Below are 17773 nucleotides of genomic sequence, written 5' to 3'. Positions count from 1 at the left end.
TGCAGAATGTCATGCGCCGTGATCCGGGTTGGCTTCGCCCGCGAAACCTGTTCGTCAGATGTCGCTGCCTGAGAGCCTAAGGATCAAGATTGAGGGAGCATGTCATGCCGAACCTTCGCAACGAATGATTGTGCGGCGACGGCAATCGGGTTTAGCGTGCCGAGGGATGACAGGTTCCCTCAATGAAGCGGCGCTAGGGTCGCGCGCGTAGGCACGTTGCACGAGGTAAACGCATTCATGCGGGTCTTGCTGGTCGAGGATGAGAAGGAGCTCGCAGGTGCGCTTAAGGCCGCATTGAGCCATCACCGGATGGTCGCCGATCATGCGCGTGACCTCGCGGAAGCAGCCCTGATCCTTGCCGATGCGGTCTACGACGTGGTCGTGCTCGACCGCAAGCTGCCCGATGGCGACGGGCTTTCGCTGATCCCAGTGATACGGTCGCGCGGCAACACAGTGCCGGTGCTGATGCTGACGGCGCTCGACGATCTCGCCGACCGGGTCGCCGGGCTCGACGGCGGCGCCGACGACTATATCGGCAAGCCCTTCGCCTTCGAGGAGCTGCTGGCGCGGCTGCGCGCACTGGCCCGTCGCCCGGTTCCGGTGCAGTCCGATGTCGTCACCGTCGGGCGGCTCTCCTTCGATCTCGCCCATTGCGAGGCCAGCGTGGCCGGGACGGCGCTGAAGATGCCGCGGCGCGAGCTGCTTGTGCTCGAAACGCTCACCCGCCGGATGGGGCGCATGGTGCTGCGCGCGGCGCTGATGGAAGCGGTCTTCGGGCTTGACGACGAGATCCAGTCCAATGCGCTCGACACCCATATATCCCGCGTTCGCCGCAAGCTGGCGGAGGCCGAGGCAGGCGTTATCATCAACGGCATTCGCGGCGTCGGCTATCTCCTCAGGCAAGACCAATGAGCGACCGCGCCGCGCATTCGTTCAAATGGCGCCTCGTCGGCTGGCTCGTGCTGTTCGAGACGGTCGCGACCCTGGTCGTCATCACCATTGCCGTCGGTCTGCTCTGGGTGACCGGCTATCTCATCGACGGCTACGAGAACGGCAATGTCGACGTGCTGAAGGATGCGATCACCCGCAACGCCGAAGACGAACTCGTGCTTCAGGAAACGACCGAATTGGCCCGGCTGCGCCAGCAGGCGGGAAAGATCTGGTTCATCGTTCGCGACACGGATGGACACAGTCTGTCCGAAGGCACGGTGCCGGAACAGTTCGCCTTCGCGGTCGCCGGTCTCGACCGCACGAACGACGCCCGCTTCCGGCTTTCACCCGACAAGAACGCGCGTCCCGAGGCCGTCGTCAAATGGCTCGAGTCGCCGGCCGGCATGGTCCAGATCTTCAGCGGCACGGAGGGGCAGCTGACGCTTGGCCGCCTGTTGCTCACCACGACCGGCGCGTTCCTGACCATCTTCGTGCCGATGCTGCTGCTGCTCGCCTTCGCCACCGTGGTGGTCACGCCAATCGTCGTTCGAAGGATGCTTTCGGGCCTTTCGCAAGCGGCCGCGCATGCGGCCCATATCGAGTATGACCAGCGCGGCATCCAGATGCCGGTCGCCGGCGTCCCCTCGGAGTTCCTGCCTCTGGTAACCGCCGTCAACGACGCGCTGACAAGGCTCGATGACGGCTATACGCGACACAAGCGTTTCCTGGCGCAAGCGGCACACGAGCTGCGCACGCCGGTCGCCATCCTCGGCGCGCGCATCGCCTCGCTGCCGCCGGGGCCGGACAAGACGCGCCTCAACGAAGACGTGACGCGGCTCTCGACAATGGCAGGCCAGCTTCTCGACCTCGAACGGCTCGATGCCGAGAACGACGAGTTGCGGCCCGTCGATCTCGCAGAGCTTGCCGAACGGGTGATCGTTGCGCTGGCGCCGCTCGGCTTTGGCGCCGGCTACGAGATGAGCTTCGAGGCGGATCAACGGCCCGTCATGGTGATTGGAGACGAGGCGTCGCTGGAGCGGGCGCTCACCAATCTGGTGCAGAATGCCATCGACCACGGCGGTCGGCGCGGCACGATCACGGTCAAGGTCGAGCCGCAAGGGGCGATCGAAGTCTGCGACGATGGCGACGGCATCCCGCGCAGCGCAACCGACCGGATCTTCGAACCGTTCCAACGGCTGCGCAAGGACGGCAAGGGCGCGGGCCTCGGCCTAAACCTCGTGCAGAGGATCGTGCAATTGCACGGCGGCTACGTCGACGTCGCGCGATCTGCGTCCGGCGGCGCCTGCATGCGCATCGTGCTGCCGCTGGCGGCGGCCACTTCGGCTTGAGAAGAACAAGCCCCGGAACCTTCCGCTGCCTTGCTTCCCCTTAAATCGGCTAGGACAGGGGGAAGAAGACACGAGGTTCCGGGGCTCGACGGCGGCCTGACCGGGAGAAAGTGTCAGGCTGCCTGGACCTTTTTCGAGACGCGCGCCCATTCCGGGATCCAGTCGCGATGGGCAATCAGCAGGTCGTCGACGAGCGACCAGATCTGGTCGAGGTCGAGCTCGGCCGCCGTGTGCGGATCCATCATCGCCGCGTGATAGAGATGCTCGCGGTTTTCGGTCACAAGCGCCTGAACCGTCAGTTCCTGAACGTTGATGTTGGTGCGGATCAGCGCCGTCAGTTGCGGCGGCAGGGCGCCGATGAAGGTCGGCTGGATTCCGGAGGCGTCGACCAGGCAGGGCACTTCGGCGGCGCAGTTCTCGGGCAGCGAAGTGATGCAACCGTTGTTGCGGAGATTGCCGTAGATCACCGACGGCTCGCCGGTCCAGACCGAGTTCATGATCGAGGAGGCGTATTCGTGGCTCTCAGCCACCTCGATCTTCTCGGCCTCCTTGAAGGCGGCGGCCTGCCCCTTCCAGCGCTCGATCTGCTCGACGCAGCGCTTCGGATATTCGTCGAGCGGGATGCCGAACTTCTCGATCAGGTCGGGCCGGCCGTCCTTGATGAAATAGGGCGTGTACTCGGCGAAATGCTCCGAGCTCTCGGTGACGAAATAGCCGAGCCGCGTCAGCATCTCGTAGCGCACCTTGTTGGGGCAGCGCGGGTTCCAGTGGCTGGGCTTGGGGAAACGGCCCTCGCGGTAGCCGCGCACCAGATCCGGATAGAGGTTGCGGAAGCTGCCGTCCGCCTGTTTGTGCTCGAAGGTCAGGTAGAAGGCCATGTGGTTGATGCCGGCGGCGCGGTAGCGGATTTCCGACACCGGAATATCGAGGTCGCGCGCAAGCTCGAAGGCCGTTCCCTGGACCGAATGGCAAAGGCCGACCTGGCGGATCGTCGGGAATTTTTCGGAGATCGCCCACGTGTTGATCGCCATCGGGTTGACGTATTGCAAGAGGATCGCGTTGGGGCAGACCTCGAGCATGTCCGCGCAGATCTTCCAGAGATGCGGCACGGTGCGAAGTCCACGCATGATGCCGCCGACACCGAGTGTATCGGCAATCGTCTGGCGCAGGCCATACTTCTTCGGCACCTCGAAGTCGGTCACCGTGCAGGGCTCGTAGCCGCCGATCTGGAAGGCGACGACGACGAAATCGGCCCCTTCCAGCGCCTTCTTCTGGTTGGAATGGGTCTCGACCTTCGCCTTGACGCCGAGCGTGCGCACCAGCTTGCCGGCGACGATCTCGCTTTCTGCGAGGCGCTCGGGGTTGACGTCCATCAGCGCGATCGTCGCTGATGACAGCGACGGCCGCTGCAAAACGTCGCCGATGATGTTCTTCATGAAGACGGTGGAGCCGGCGCCGATGAAGGTGATCTTGGGTTGTCTGGTCATGGATTGCCTCTCAGTTCTAGCGGTCATGCTGCCACATCGAAGGCGGCCCGTACGAGCCTTTCGGTGTAGGCGGTCTTGGGATTGGAAAGGATTTCGCTCACCGGCCCCTCCTCAACGATTTTGCCGTGCTGCATCACCACCACCCGGTGGCAGAGCGCGCGCACGACCTTGAGGTCATGGGAGATGAAGAGATAACTGAGCCCCCGCTCGTCCTGCAGCTTGCGCAGGAGTTCGATGATCTGGGCCTGGACCGATAGATCGAGCGCCGACGTCGGCTCGTCGAGCAGGATGAATTCCGGCTCGAGCGCGATCGCCCGGGCAATGGCGATACGCTGGCGCTGACCGCCGGAAAATTCATGCGGAAAACGCGACAGGATGTTGCCGGGCATGCCGGCGGCGACAAGCGCGTCCACCACCCGGTCGAGCCGCTCCTTGCGGGTCTCGCCGATACCATTGACGACCAGCCCCTCCTCGATGATCTGGCCGATCGACATGCGCGGATTGAGCGAGGCGAAGGGGTCCTGGAAGACAATCTGGATGCGCGAGCGCAGAGGCCGCATGGCCGTCCGGTCCTTGTCATGGATCGGGATACCGTCGAAGTAGATCTCGCCGCCATCGGCGTTGAGCAGGCGGATCAGTGCCTGCCCGAAGGTCGTCTTGCCCGAGCCGGACTCGCCGACCAGCCCCAGCGTCTCGTGCTTGCGCAGGTTCAGGCTGAGCCTGTCGACCGCAACGAGTTCGGAAAACTCGGACCGGAACAGGCCACCCTTCTTCAGCATGAAGGAGACCTTCACATCCCGCCCGTCGAGCATGATCGGAGCGTTATCCGGCAGCGGTTTGGCGGCGCCGGAAGGCTCGGACGACAGCAGCCGTTTCGTGTAGGCGTGAAGCGGATTGGCGAACAGCGCCGCCGTCGTGTTGTGCTCCTTCACCTCGCCATACTGCATGACATAGACATAGTCGGAGAACTGGCGCACCACCGTCAGGTCGTGGGTGATCAGGATCACCGCCATGCCAAGCTCACGCTGCAGGTCGCGGATGATGTTGAGGATCTGCGCCTGCACAGTGACGTCGAGCGCCGTCGTCGGCTCGTCGGCGATCAGCACATCCGGGTCGTTGGCAAGCGCCATGGCGATCATCACCCGCTGACGCTGGCCGCCGGAGAGCTGGTGCGGATACTGGTTGATGCGAAGCTCCGGATCGGGGATCTTCACGTGGCGCAGCAGTTCCAGCGCCCGCTCGGTTGCCGCACGGCGGCTCATCCTGCGATGCGCCCGGATCGCTTCGATGATCTGCGACCCGATCGTATAGACCGGGTTCAGCGAACTCATCGGTTCCTGGAAGATCATCGCCAGCCGGTTGCCGCGCAAGGCACGGCGTTCGCGCGGAGAGAACTTGAGCACGTCCTTGCCTTCGTACTCGATGCGCGATTGCGCAGCGACCGTGGCACGCTTCGACAGAAGCCCCATGACACTGCGCGCCGTCACCGATTTGCCCGAGCCGGACTCGCCGACGATGGCGATGGTTTCGCCGCGGTAGAGCTGGAAGGACACGTCCTTCACCGCCTCCACCGTGCCGTGCTCGACCTTGAAGCGAACGGCGACATTGCGCGCGTCGATGATTGGCCGTCGGCCATCCCGTTCGGCAAGGTCCCTGCGCTCGGGCGGAGCGGCCGTGAGGACGTCGAGTGTCTCTGTCATGATGCGTCCTCCTCAATAGGGATCGATGGCGTCGCGCAGGCCGTCGCCAAGGGCATTGAAGGCGAAGACGGTGACCAGCACGAAGGCGACGGGCGAGAGGATCCAGGGATAGGACCCGATGACGGAATAGGTTGACGTGTCCTGCAGCATCAGCCCCCAGGAGATGAGCGGCGGCTTGACGGCGAAGCCCAGGAACCCGAGGAAGGATTCCAAGAGCACCACCTGCGGGATCGACAGCGTGACGGCGACGATCACATGGCTCATCACGTTCGGCAGGATGTGCTGGAAGATGATGCGCCGGTCGCTGGCGCCGACAGCGATCGCCGCGCGCACATAGTCGATGCGGGCGAGCGCTAAGGTCTTGCCGCGCACCTCGCGCGACATCTGCGCCCAGCCGAGCGCCGACATGACGATGATGACAAAGGCGAGGAAGACGTTGGTCGGCGCCGTCACCGGGATCAGCGAGGTCAGCGCCAGGTAAAGCGGCAGCTGCGGGAAGGCGAGCACCAGTTCCACGAAGCGCTGGGTCCAGACATCGAAGCGGCCGCCGAAATAACCCGACGCCATGCCGACGGTGGTGCCGACCACGGTGACGATCGAGACGACGATCAGCGCAATCATCAGCGAGATGCGCGATCCGACGAAGATGCGCGAGAGCACGTCGCGGCCGAACTTGTCGGTGCCGAGCAGATGCACCGGCGAGCCATCGACCGCGCCGAAGAAATGCCGCTCGGCCGGGATCAGCCCGAAGAGCCTGTAGGGCGCGCCCTTGACGAAGAAGCCGAGGATCTGCGGGTTGTCATAGTCCGGGCCGATGATCGGCTGGAAGGTGATCGGATCCAGCTCCGTACCTTCGCTCAAGGGGTAGCTGCGCGGCGAGAAGACGAAATTGCCGTCCTTGTCGGCAAAGCTGATCGCCTGCGGCGGCGCGAAGGCGACACCGGTCGCCTTCGGATCGACCGGCGACAGGAAGTCGGCAAAAACAGCCATGAAGATCAGGAGGCCGACGAGAACGAGCCCGAGCATGCCGGTCCAGGAGCGTTTCAGCCGGCGCCAGACGAGCGCGGAATAGCTTTCGTTGTGCTGCTCGTTCTTGGGTTCGACAGCGAGCGGGAGGGTGGTTTGCATCTCCATCGTCATGCCGGGGCTCCTCCGAGACGCACACGTGGATCGAGCGCGGCCAGCAGCATGTCGGCGATAATGTTGCCGACGATCAGCGTCGCCGACAGCACCAGCATGAAGGTGGCGGTGACATAGACGTCGCCCACCCACATGGAGCCGACGATGGCGGGACCGACGGTCGGCAGCGCGAAGATGATCGCGGTTTCGATCTCGCCGGTCAGCATGTAGGGAAGCACCACGCCCTGATACATGATCAGCGGATGCAGCGCGTTCGGTACCGCGTGGCGCATGACCACCGCACCTTCGCTCAAGCCCTTGGCGCGTGCCGTCTCGACATATTGCGCGTTCAGCGTGTCCAGGAGATTGCCGCGCATCACCCGCATATTGTAGGCGAGCCCGCCGAAGGTGGCGATCGCCACGACCGGCCAGACATGCTTGACGAGGTCGACGAACTTGTCCCACGACCAGGGCGCGCCGCCGTAGCGGGCCGAGTGGAAGCTGTTGATTTCGCTGACATTGAAGTGGAAGACGAGGATGTAGACGATGATCAGCGCCATCAGGAAGCGCGGCACCGTCATGCCGAGGAAGGCGACCGTCGACAGCAGGCTGTCGATCCAGGAATATTGCCGTGTCGCAGCAATGATGCCGAAGGAAATACCGATCAGCGACGCGAGGATATGGCAGACCAGCGCCAGCGCCAGCGTTCGCGGCAGGCGCTCGCCGACGACGTCGGCAACCGGCTTGTTGTAGTAGAGGCTGTGGCCGAAATCGCCGCGCGTCAGGATGCCGGTCATCCAGTTGACGTATTGCACCGCCATCGGCCGATCGAGCCCATGTTCCTTGCGATAGGCCTGCGCCTGGGCTTCGGCTTCCTCGTAGGAGGCACCGCCCTGGTTGATCAGCTGCGAGCGGATATAGTCGCTGTAATCTCCGGGCGGGGCCTGGATGATGGCAAAGGTCGCCACGCTCAAGACAAGCAATACCGGAATGGCAGAGGCGATGCGGACAAGCAGAAACCTGAACATGCCGTTTCCTTCTGTCGGTTGGGTTGGGATGCCGCCCCTCCAGCGATCCGCCGGAGGAGCGGCCTTCGATCAGTTGCTGAGGCTCTTCTCGCCGGGCTTGCCCGGGAGCTGCTCGGCAAAGAGCTCGAAGTCACCCTGTTTGTCGGCGGGAACGAACAGGCGCTCGCGCATGATCGTGTCCTCCGCCCAGTTGAACATGAAGATCGGCGCACCGGTCGGCACGTTGGCGAAGCGCTTATTGATGATCAGCGCCCCCGGATATTCGGTAAGACCGATCGTATCGAGGTTCGTCGTCGCGATCGTCTGGTACTGTTTCATCAGCGCCACGCGTTCGGCATTGTCGTTGCTGGCGATGAACTTGTTGATGGTGTCGACAAGCTCCTTCTCGAACGGCATCAGATCGACCTCGCCGCCCTCAGGCGCACGGTGGTGCCAGCTGGTGCGCGGGCCCGTGGCGCCGAGCTGCGGCGTGTTCTGCACGACCGACGCGTATTCCGGCCCGTTGCGGTGAACCATCCAGTCGAAACGGCCGGCATAGTTGGCCGCGTCACGCTGCTTGCCGTCCAGCGAATTCAGCACCACACGAAGCCCGAGCCTTTCCATCTGGCCGATGATGCCTTCGGCGAGGTTGCGGTCGGTCGCATAGCTGTTGTCGATCAGAAGCACGATCTCGACATCCTTGCCGCCGGCCTTGCCATCCGGGAAGTTGACGAAGCCGTTGCCGTCGGTGTCCTTCAGGCCAGCCTTCTCGAGCAGGCCCTTGGCGCCATCGAGATCGAAGGGATAGTAGACGGTCGACTGGCGGTCGTAGAAGCTGGTGCCGGAGGAAAGACCGCCCGGATAGATCGCGGTGAACGGCCCCTTCACCAGGGCTTCGCCGAGCTTCTTGCGATCGACCGCCATGGTGACGGCCCTGCGGAAGTCCTCGTTGCGGTTGAGTTCGCGCACCGCCTGGGCCCGCTCGTCCGGCTCTCCCCAGCCATTGGCCGAGAAGTTCATGTGCAGATTGTAGCCGATGAGGCGCGGGCCGAAGGCAAGGCGGGCCGGCGCCGTGTCCTGCGCGGCACGCTTCAGCGATTCGACGAAGTTTTCCGGCTGCTCGAGGTTGGAAAGATCGGCGGAACCGGCAATCGCCTGCACGTCGCGGTCGGCCCAGGTCGAGAGCTTGTAGTGAAGCTCGTTGATGTAGGGCAGCTGGTTGCCGGCCTCGTCCACCTTCCAGTAGTAGGGGTTGCGGCGCAGCACGATGATATCGTCAGGGCGATAGGCGACCGGCACCCAGGCACCCATGACCGGGATGTTCATGTATTCCGGCGGGAAGGCGTTCTTGTACTGGTCGTAGGTGGTGCCGGCATATTTCGGATGCTTGGTTTTCAGGATATGCGACGGGCCGGGGCAGAAGGTGCCGTAGGCCATGGCATAGAGATGCTGGCGCGGGAAGGCCTCCTTGAAGGTCCATTCCACCGTGTACTGGTCGACTTTCTTCAGCGTCGTGCCGACGCCGAAGGTCTCGGGTGTCGCGCCGTTGAGCGGGGATACATTCGGGTCGAGAACATTGTCGTCCCAGTAAAACATCACGTCGTCGGCGTCGAAGAGGTCGCCGTCGGACCACTTGGCGCCTTCGACCAGATGCATCGTCAGCTTGTGGCCGTCGGCCGACCAGTCCCAGCTCCTGGCAAGGTTCGGCAGCGGCTCGACGTCGTTTGCCTCCACCTGGAAGAGCGGCGCGGTGCGCGTCAGGCATTCCGACATGCCGATATCGATGCCGCCCCAGCCCTGGCTCTGGCCGGCCGAGTAGTTCCAGCCCTCGGGCCGCCCGCCGATCACGTGACGCAGCGTGTCGCCATAGACGCCGACACCGTCGGGCATGTTGCCTGTCTTGAAGACCATCGGCTCCTTCGGCAGGCGTTCGGCGACCGGCGGCAGCTTGCCGGCCTTGACGTATTTCTCCGTGACCCAGGCGGGCTCCTTGTATTCCGGCAGCGCCTTGAACTCGGCGATCGAGTCGCGCGGCACATAGGTGATCTTGCCCTGGGCCGGAAACGGCGGCTGCTCGGGCACGACCGTTGGATCGGAGGCCGCCGCTTGAAGCGCGAAGGCAGAGATGCCGACGAGCAGCATGCTCGCCATTTTCGTCAGTGTGTGGCTGGTCATTGGCTCAGTTTCTCCCTCTTGTCGCCGCACCGGAACGCGGCCTCCTCCTTAGAAAGTCTGCAGTTGTCGCAGTTTGGGGCCGCGTCTCCTCACGCGGAACCGTGCTGCAATCGTTCAGCCCGCTACGCGGGCCTGCCGTTCGGCGCGCAGTTCGTCGAGCGAGCGCACCTGACGCCGCGCCGCACCGTTCCACTCGCGCGTCTTGACGGTGGAGCGGGCCAGCCGCTCCTTGGCGGCATCGATCGCATGGGCGTATTGCGGCAGCCATTGGGCTTGCGCGACCACCATTTCGTCGACCATCTGCCAGACCTCCTCGGGCGTGCAGATCGCCCCGACCAAGGGGTCGTGCAGCATCGCCAGTTTCAGAAGGTCGAGATCGCCGCTGACGGCCGCATGCACCGACATGCGCTGGACGTTGATCGACGACAGGCAGGTGGCGGCGCAGGCCTCCGGAAGCGTGATGCCAGAGACCATGTTGATGCCGAAGCGGTCGACGAAACCGGGGGATTCGATGATGGCGTCGGCCGGCAGGTTGGTGATGACGCCGGAATTCTTGACGTTGAAGTGGCCGCGATAGACCCGGCCCGTCTCCAGCGCCTCGAGGATATGGCTCGCGTGCTCGTTGGAGCGCTTGTGGTGGTCGAGCGGCAGACCGGCCGCCTCCAGGAACTGCGGAAACTCGGTCTCGAACCAGTTCCGGGTCTCGGTCGAGTGGCGCAGATAGCCGCCGGTTTCGCCGTGGATCCAGTCCGACATGTCGATCCAGCGACCGATTTCCTCCGGGCGCTTGCGGTACCAGGGCAGGTATTCGGAGAGATGGCCATTGCTCTCGGTCGAATAGACGCCGAAGCGCTTCAACACGTCGATCCGAAGCTTCTCCTGCTGCGAGAACACCGGATGCGCCTCGAAGGCGGCGACCAGCTCGTCCCTGCCGATCCTGCGGCCCTTGAACCTGACATCGACGAACCAGGTCTGATGGTTGATGCCGGAGCAGACGTAATCGAGTTCGCCTTCGCCGGCTCGCAAGATTTCGGCGATCTGCTCAGCCCCGTGCTGGACGCCGTGGCAAAGCCCGACCGTGTCGACCTTGCCGTATTCGATCGCCGCCCAGGTGTTCATCGCCATCGGGTTGGCGTAGTTCAGGAACTTGGCGCCCGGTTCGGCGACCGCGCGGATATCCTTGCAGAAGTCGAGGATGACGGGAATGTTGCGCTGGCCGTAGAGGATACCGCCGGCGCAGATCGTATCGCCGACGCATTGGTCGACGCCGTATTTCAAGGGGATGCGGATGTCGTCGGCGTAGGCTTCGAGACCGCCGACACGGACGCAGCTGATGATGTAGCGCGCACCTTCGAGCGCCTTCAGCCGGTCGGTTGTCGCCGTCACCTTCGTCGGCAGGCGGTTGACCTCGACGATCCGGTCGAGGATCGCCTTGATCATCTCCAGATTGCGGGCGCTGAGATCGGTCAGCGCCACCTCGATATCGCGCAGTTCCGGCACGGCGACAATGTCGGTGAAGAGCTTCTTGGTGAAGCCGATGCTGCCGGCGCCGATGATGGCGAGCTTGAATGTTGCCATGCCCTTTCACTCCTCATGAACTGCATGCGTCTCTGACAAAGGGTAAAATCAATTCACGGTTCGTCGCCGCCTATGCGCGCAACTTCGACGAAGCCCCTCATTTCTTATGGGCCGAAAGCACCGCCTGTTGCGCTGTTGGCGGTCATTATGTGTATAATCACCGACCCCGCCAGAGCGGTATTGTGCTTTCATGGGTAATTTTATGCTGCAAGATTTGATCGACAACGGCCCTGTCATGCGCACCGTTTCGCTGCCACGGGGACGCCAGAGCCTGCACACGATGCCGACCAGCACCGGCTATGAAATCCGCACCAATGCGACCTATGACTGGGACGGCAGAAAGCGCGGAAACACGCCCTTCACGGTGCTGCAGCACACGATCGCGGGCGCCGGAAACCTGCGCTACGAAAACCGGGACTATCGGGTGCGCGAGGGCGAGACGCTGCTCCTGCTCGTGCCGCACAATCATCGTTACTGGCTGGAGGACGGCGGGCGCTGGGAGTTTTTCTGGATCTCGATGAACGGCGACGAGGCGCTGCGTGTCCACCGCGCGATCCTTGCCGTCACCGGGCCGGTGCTGAAGTTGCAGCCCGAGACGATCGAGCATCTGGCCGACTGCAGCCTGCGCCTGATCCGTGGCGGCGAGACGCCGGGCCGCGCTTCGGCGATCGCCTACGAGGCGGCCATGGCGCTCTATGACGACGTGTTCGGCTCGCATCCGGTGTTCAGCCACGAGCACCGGACGATGCACCGGGTCGTCGACCACATCGTCAACAACCTGCAGAGCCCGCTTCCGGTCGAGGAACTGGCGCGCGTTTCCGGCTTGAGCCGTGCCCATTTCTCGCGCGTCTTTGCCGCCAGCGAAGGCATGGCGCCGGCGGAATATGTTCTGCAGAAACGCTTGCAGCGCGCGGTAAAGCTGCTGACGAAGACCGCGAGCCTGCCGGTCAAGGAGGTGGCGATCCTCTCGGGCTTCGAAGACCCCAACTATTTTGCCAAGGTCTTTCGTCGGTCCTTCGGCTTGAGCCCAACCGAATTCAGAACCACCGGCATGTATGCGAGCGTGTCGGCCGGTTCGGTGGAGCAACCGGTCGATACGCCGGAGGAAACGGCGCTCGCACCGGACTGACGGCGCGGGCCGTCAGCCGGCAAGCTGCTGGCGAAACGCCGGCGCCCTCGGGAGAATCATGCCGAGGTCGGCGTGCATCGCCCGCGCGATCACACGGAAATCCCGTTCGCTGATGGCGAGATGACCAAAACGAAGCTTCTGGTCCCAATTGCGATTGCCCTCGGCAAATTCGAGGCTGTCGAGCCACGGACGAACAGGGGCTTCCATGCTGTCGGCCCAATCGATGTCGCCGCGATGCGGCGCGACGCCACCCATGGCAAAGAAGTAGGGCGGACGCTCCTTGACCACACCGATGGCCGCAAAACATGCGAGCGCCGCTCTGCCGTTGAAGGCGGCATTGAGCGCGTAACCGATAAACCCGTCACCGGCCTTCATCCGCGTGATCGCCTGAACATTGCCGTAGCCGTAGCCGAACCGCGAGAAGCCCTCGCCCGGACCAGGCTGCAGGTCATCGGCCGAGACGGCCCCGATCCAGAAATTGCGCTCGCCCGACCTGCTTGCTGCACCCATCTGAAACATATCCTGCGCCGACATCGGTCATCCCTCGATCTCTGATCATGGAACCACTTTACGCGCGACCCCTGCCAGATTCTGTCAGCATTGATTCACGTCTCGTTCCGCCTTCGTTACCTCCCGGCCTCACCCGCCTTCAGGCGAGCAATCGCCGCGATTTCAGCCCTGTGATGACGGCGAAACCGGCTGCCATTCGCCAAACAGCGTCAGGCCCGCCGCCTTTGCGAGCGCGGCCGATGCCGGATTGTCGAGCTGGCAGCGATACTGCGGCTCGTACCCCTGCCCAAGCGCATGACGGCTGATGGCGCGCACGACGCTGCGGGCATGACCTTTGCCACGGTGCGTCGCCAAGGTCAGGATACCCATATCCGCAAGGCGGCTTTCTTCCATCCACGGATACATGCTTGCGGCGCAGACCAGCCGGTCGCTCTCGAACGCGCCGAACACGAGCCAATGGTCGAGTTCGACATAGGCAGCATCCAGATCCTCCTCCGAGGCCGACGACTGAAACGCGGCGAAGACCGCCGCATCGTCGGCCGTCAGCAAACGCACCGAGCTTGCCGGTTGTTCGCGAAGCAATGCCGCCTTTTCGCCTTCAGCAAGATAGAAGATGTAATCCGCGTCGTGCAGCGTAATGCCCGCCTCCTGCAGCATGCGAAGGAACACCGGTTCGGAGAGGTCGCGCCGGGCTGACATTGCCAGCTTTTCCGCTAGCGCCGGTGTGACGGCGGCCATGACCTTGCGGTCGACGGTCTTCAGCACCATCGCTTCGCTGTCGTCGTCGAGGACCGAGGTGATCGCGACGGTGAAACCGCCTTCGCATTCCATGACCGTGCCGGACGAGAACGTCGCCCGCCAGTGGTTGGCAATCTCGGGGGAAAACTGGGCCATGCCTCTGCCTCTTAAAACAGGCGGGCGAACGCGCGGATCGCGCCGCATTAAATGGATCAATTAGTCAATTTATCAAACGACGGCTTCGGGTTGCCGAAGGACAATGGCGCAATGAAGGCGGCAAAAAGCAAAAGCGCCCGCAGGAGATGCAGGCGCTTGGCAAATTTTCAGTCTATGCGGGTCGCCTTAGCGGGCGAAGGCCGTACGTGCGACGCGGTCGATGTCGGCGCGTTCGATGCCGAGGTCGCGGAGTTCGCGGTTCGACATGCGGCCCAGCTCGGTGACCGTCTGACGATACTTGCGCCAGTTGTTGATGGAGCGTGCGATGTTCATTTGATCCCCCTTTCAATGGGCTTTCGAAGCCTGGCAGCCAGTCCGTGGCGCCTCGTTTCGCTTCGATGAACACCTTATAGCTCAGGCCTTTGATAAGTTGCAGCGCTCAAAACTCAGCGCTCCCATGTGGGAAATGCATGGGTCGAAGCAACAACCTGTGCACGCGGATGCGGATATCAGCTTCGCGCAATGACAGCGGCGGAAACTGTTGATCCCGGCGACAGAGACAAGTATTTCTTTTGTCGACAAAGGATTCCGACATGACCGATATCGACACCGACAACAGCCCCATCCCCGAACGCAAGCGCGGTTCCGGCGTAAAGATGGTCTATGACCTCCTGCGCGACGAGATCCTCGACCTGGTGCTGCCGCCCGGCAGCCCGATCGACGAGGTGCAGCTCGCCGAGCGACTGAAGATGTCGCGCACACCGATCCGCGAAGCGCTGGTACGGCTTGCCGGCGAAGGGTTGATCGACACCCTGCCGAACCGCTCGACGATGGTGGCAAACATCGACTTTCTCAACCTGAACCCGTTCTTCGACGCGCTGGTGCTGATGTACCGCGTCACCACGCGGCTTGCGGCGCAGAACCACCGCCCGGAAGACCTGCCGATCATACGCGGCTTCCATGAGGATTATGCCGCCGCCGTGCAAACGCGCGACGCGCTGACGATGATCGCCACCAACGCCGCCTTCCATGCGGCGATCGCGGAAAGCGGGCGCAACCCCTATTTCACCAGCCTGTTTCGCCGGCTGCTGGACGAAGGGCGGCGCATTCTCCGTCTCTACTACCAGTCCTATGACGAGCAGTTTCCCCAGCGCTTCGTCGACGAGCATGCGGCAATGATCGCGGCGATCGCCGCCCGCGACGTCGAGGCGGCCGACCGGCTCGGCAAGGCGCATGCGGAGCAGATCGTCGAGCAGGTGCAGAAGCTTTTTGCCCGCAACAACAAGCTCGACATCGCCCTGTAGCGGCTTTTGTATTTTTCTTGTCGACAAATAAAATACAAACGGCTATTGTCTGGATCAAAGGCAGGGGCGTAGGTGCGCCGCTGCCCTGAAGACAAGCCCGAGAGGAGTTTCAGATGAAGGCTCAGATTTTCACCGGCGTCATCCCGGCGCTGATGACCCCCTGCAAGGAAGACCGCACGCCCGATTTCGACGCGCTGGTGCGCAAGGGCAAGGAACTGATCGCGCAAGGGATGTCCGCCGTCGTCTATTGCGGCTCGATGGGTGACTGGCCGCTCCTGACGGACGAACAGCGCATGGAAGGCGTCGAGCGCCTGGTCAAGGCCGGCATCCCTGTCATCGTCGGCACCGGCGCCGTCAACACCGCTTCGGCCGTTGCCCATGCGGCACACGCCGAGAAGGTCGGCGCCCAGGGCCTGATGGTCATCCCGCGCGTTCTGTCGCGCGGCTCGGTCGTCGCCGCCCAGAAGAACCACTTCAAGGCCATTCTTTCGGCAGCCCCGAGCCTGCCGGCTGTCATCTACAACAGCCCCTACTACGGCTTTGCCACCCGCGCCGACCTGTTCTTCGCGCTGCGCGCCGAACATCCGAACCTCGTCGGCTTCAAGGAATTCGGCGGCGCTGCCGACATGCGCTACGCAGCCGAAAACATCACCAGCCGTGACGATGGCGTCTCGCTGATGATCGGCGTCGACACGGCCGTATTCCACGGCTTCGTCAACTGCGGCGCAACGGGTGCCATCACCGGCATCGGCTGCGTGCTGCCGAAGGAAGTCATCCACATGTGCAACCTGTCGCGCGCCGCCGCCGAAGGCGACGTCGACGCCCGCCAGCGCGCACTGGAACTGGAACAGGCGCTCGCCGTGCTCTCGTCCTTCGACGAAGGCCCGGACCTCGTTCTCTACTTCAAGCACATGATGGTGCTGAAGGGCGACAAGGAATACACGCTGCACTTCAACGAGAGCGACGTGCTCTCCGACAGCCAGCGCGGCTATGTCGAAGCCCAGTTCAAGCTGTTCAACAGCTGGTACGCCGAGTGGAGCAAGCTCCCGGGCGCGGTGCAGAAGTACAAGGCCTGATCGCTCGATCGGCACTCAAATGGAAAAGGCCCTCCGGTTGGAGGGCCTTTTTTTTCGTCGACCCTATTCGACATTGCAGGGGACCTTGGGATCGCAGACACCAAGCCAAGGTTTTCTTCATTCCTGTGTTTGTCACAGGAATCCTGCAGTTCCGTTGGAACTGCAGGAACAACGCAAGTCCTTGGGCTGAAGGGCCTCCCGACCCGACGGACGTCGGGCCACTGGATCCCCGCCACGAGGGGGAGGATGAGGGAGGTCAGTGGTTCCACTCTCGCAAAAAAGGGCCCTCCGGTTGGAGGGCCCTTTTGTTTGGTCGTTGGGGCCGCAAACTGGCCGCCGAAAAGGTTAGCCGTCGCTTACGCGATAGCGTCCAGGCCAAGAGCAAGCAGCCGGTCGAGCTGCTCCATTTCCGCCTGGTTGAGCACGACACCTTCGGCCTCCGACTTGGCGCGCGCCACGAAGCGGCGCTGCGACGGCAGGCGGGCGCCCTGGCCGACGATCGCTTCGAACAGCACCTCGGCGCGGGCGAAGGGATTGCCCGGCCGGCCGGCCGCGAATTTTTCCGGCGAGAAGGCGACGATCAGTTCGCCGTGGAAGGGGGCCAGCGTCGTGGTGCCGAGGTAATCGAGCACTTCCGGGCTCGTCAGGTCGCCGATCATGATGCCGGCGAGGAGCTCGACCATCGTGCCGATCGCCGAGCCCTTGTGGCCGCCGAAGGGCAGCATGGCGCCGGCAAGGGCCGCTTCCGGATCGGTCGTCGGATTGCCTTGGGCATCGATCGCCCAGCCCGCCGGCAAGGGCTTGCCGGCGCGGCGGTGCAGCTCGATCTCGCCGCGGGCGGCGACGGACGTCGCGAAGTCGAAGACGTAAGGCGGCTGGTTCTCGCGCGGCCAGCCGAAGGCGAAGGGGTTGGTGCCGAGCAGCGGCTTGTTGCCCCCGGTCGGCGCAACGGTGGCATAGCTCGGGCACATGACGAGGCCGGCAAGCCCCTCGCCCGTCAGGCCTTCCACTTCCGGCCAGAGTGCCGAGAAATGGGTGCAATCATTGATGACGAGCGCGGCGATCCCGAGAGCGCGGGCACGCTCGGCAAGCACCGGCAGGCCGAGCTCGAAAGCCGGATTGGCGAAACCGCCGCTGGCGTTGACCTTGACGATCGCCGAGCCTTCCTGCGCATCGAGCACCGGGACGGCATCGGGCTTCACCTTGCCGGCCTTGACGGTGCGAAGCGCCCCTTCAATACGGTAGATGCCGTGCGACTTGCAGGCGTCGCGCTCGCCGGCGACGATCACGCGCGCAAGCGCGCCGGCCTGGACGGCGTTGAGCCCCGCCTTCAGGAAAATCGCTTCGACGCGCTCGAAAAGTGCTGCGATCGTCAGGGTATTGGTTTCGCTCATCTCTCTCCCTCTCAAATGCTGCGCCTGATCCGGAAGGGCCAGTCAGGCGATTGATGTTCTGCATACATATAGTATACAAAGATCCGACAAGTGCAATTCAGCCATGATCCCCTCCGCCATA

At 63.4% G+C, this 17773-nt stretch carries 15 protein-coding genes; 5 read left to right on the top strand and 10 right to left on the bottom strand.

All coding sequences use genetic code 11. The features are described 5' to 3' along the window. The first annotated feature begins 237 nt into the window (after positions 1–237). Both C1A35_RS22775 and C1A35_RS22770 read left to right on the top strand, forming a co-directional pair. Complete coding sequence (locus C1A35_RS22775) at positions 238–912, top strand: response regulator transcription factor (protein ID WP_104666543.1); 675 nt, start codon at positions 238–240, stop codon at positions 910–912. Next, positions 909–2279 (top strand): sensor histidine kinase, encoded by a 1371-nt coding sequence (locus C1A35_RS22770; RefSeq protein ID WP_104666542.1) that lies wholly within the window; start codon positions 909–911, stop codon positions 2277–2279. Before C1A35_RS22775 ends, C1A35_RS22770 begins: the two co-directional genes overlap by 4 nt. Before the next feature lie 113 nt (positions 2280–2392). On the opposite strand, the gene C1A35_RS22765 is transcribed toward C1A35_RS22770, so the two are convergent. From C1A35_RS22765 to C1A35_RS22740, 6 genes are all read right to left on the bottom strand, one after another. Continuing rightward, positions 2393–3766 carry an alpha-glucosidase/alpha-galactosidase gene (locus C1A35_RS22765; RefSeq protein WP_104666541.1) on the bottom strand — a complete coding sequence of 458 codons (1374 nt, stop codon included), beginning with the start codon at positions 3764–3766 and terminating at the stop codon, positions 2393–2395. A gap of 23 nt (positions 3767–3789) precedes the next feature. Then, positions 3790–5466, bottom strand: a complete 1677-nt coding sequence (locus C1A35_RS22760; protein ID WP_104666540.1) for an ABC transporter ATP-binding protein — start codon at positions 5464–5466, stop codon at positions 3790–3792. A gap of 12 nt (positions 5467–5478) precedes the next feature. Beyond that, positions 5479–6606 carry an ABC transporter permease gene (locus tag C1A35_RS22755; protein WP_104666539.1) on the bottom strand — a complete coding sequence of 376 codons (1128 nt, stop codon included), beginning with the start codon at positions 6604–6606 and terminating at the stop codon, positions 5479–5481. After that, on the bottom strand, positions 6603–7613 hold the full coding sequence (locus C1A35_RS22750) for an ABC transporter permease (RefSeq protein ID WP_104666538.1): 1011 nt from the start codon (positions 7611–7613) through the stop codon (positions 6603–6605). Before C1A35_RS22750 ends, C1A35_RS22755 begins: the two co-directional genes overlap by 4 nt. A gap of 69 nt (positions 7614–7682) precedes the next feature. Continuing rightward, a complete protein-coding gene (locus C1A35_RS22745) occupies positions 7683–9767 on the bottom strand; it encodes an ABC transporter substrate-binding protein (RefSeq protein ID WP_104666537.1) in 2085 nt (694 codons plus the stop codon). Between the two features lie 114 nt (positions 9768–9881). Next, on the bottom strand, positions 9882–11345 hold the full coding sequence (locus C1A35_RS22740; RefSeq protein ID WP_104666536.1) for an alpha-glucosidase/alpha-galactosidase: 1464 nt from the start codon (positions 11343–11345) through the stop codon (positions 9882–9884). Positions 11346–11535: 190 nt separating this feature from the next. Between C1A35_RS22740 and C1A35_RS22735 the strand changes: the two genes are divergently transcribed. Next, positions 11536–12474 (top strand): AraC family transcriptional regulator, encoded by a 939-nt coding sequence (locus C1A35_RS22735; RefSeq protein ID WP_104666535.1) that lies wholly within the window; start codon positions 11536–11538, stop codon positions 12472–12474. A 12-nt stretch (positions 12475–12486) separates the two neighbouring features. On the opposite strand, the gene C1A35_RS22730 is transcribed toward C1A35_RS22735, so the two are convergent. The 3 genes from C1A35_RS22730 to C1A35_RS22720 form a co-directional block, all read right to left on the bottom strand. After that, positions 12487–12984, bottom strand: coding sequence for an EVE domain-containing protein (locus C1A35_RS22730; protein ID WP_158665128.1), 498 nt, complete (start codon positions 12982–12984; stop codon positions 12487–12489). A 162-nt stretch (positions 12985–13146) separates the two neighbouring features. Next, on the bottom strand, positions 13147–13878 hold the full coding sequence (locus C1A35_RS22725) for a GNAT family N-acetyltransferase (protein ID WP_104666533.1): 732 nt from the start codon (positions 13876–13878) through the stop codon (positions 13147–13149). 186 nt (positions 13879–14064) lie between these two features. Beyond that, complete coding sequence (locus tag C1A35_RS22720) at positions 14065–14211, bottom strand: DUF1127 domain-containing protein (protein ID WP_064817045.1); 147 nt, start codon at positions 14209–14211, stop codon at positions 14065–14067. Between the two features lie 260 nt (positions 14212–14471). Between C1A35_RS22720 and C1A35_RS22715 the strand changes: the two genes are divergently transcribed. Together C1A35_RS22715 and C1A35_RS22710 are read left to right on the top strand one after the other, a co-directional pair. Next, complete coding sequence (locus C1A35_RS22715; RefSeq protein ID WP_104666676.1) at positions 14472–15182, top strand: GntR family transcriptional regulator; 711 nt, start codon at positions 14472–14474, stop codon at positions 15180–15182. Between the two features lie 113 nt (positions 15183–15295). Next, entirely contained in the window at positions 15296–16258 is a 963-nt protein-coding gene (locus tag C1A35_RS22710; RefSeq protein WP_104666532.1) for a dihydrodipicolinate synthase family protein, read from the top strand. Positions 16259–16614: 356 nt separating this feature from the next. Here C1A35_RS22710 and C1A35_RS22705 read toward each other — a convergent pair whose 3' ends face one another. Next, the gene (locus tag C1A35_RS22705) at positions 16615–17652 is read right to left on the bottom strand and encodes an Ldh family oxidoreductase (RefSeq protein WP_104666531.1); all 1038 of its coding nucleotides are present in this window, start codon (positions 17650–17652) and stop codon (positions 16615–16617) included. Between the last annotated feature and the right edge of the window lie 121 nt (positions 17653–17773).

The organism is Ensifer adhaerens, assembly GCF_002940685.1.
Lineage (GTDB): Bacteria > Pseudomonadota > Alphaproteobacteria > Rhizobiales > Rhizobiaceae > Ensifer > Ensifer adhaerens_E.
This window is presented reverse-complemented; position numbering and strand designations above follow the sequence as displayed.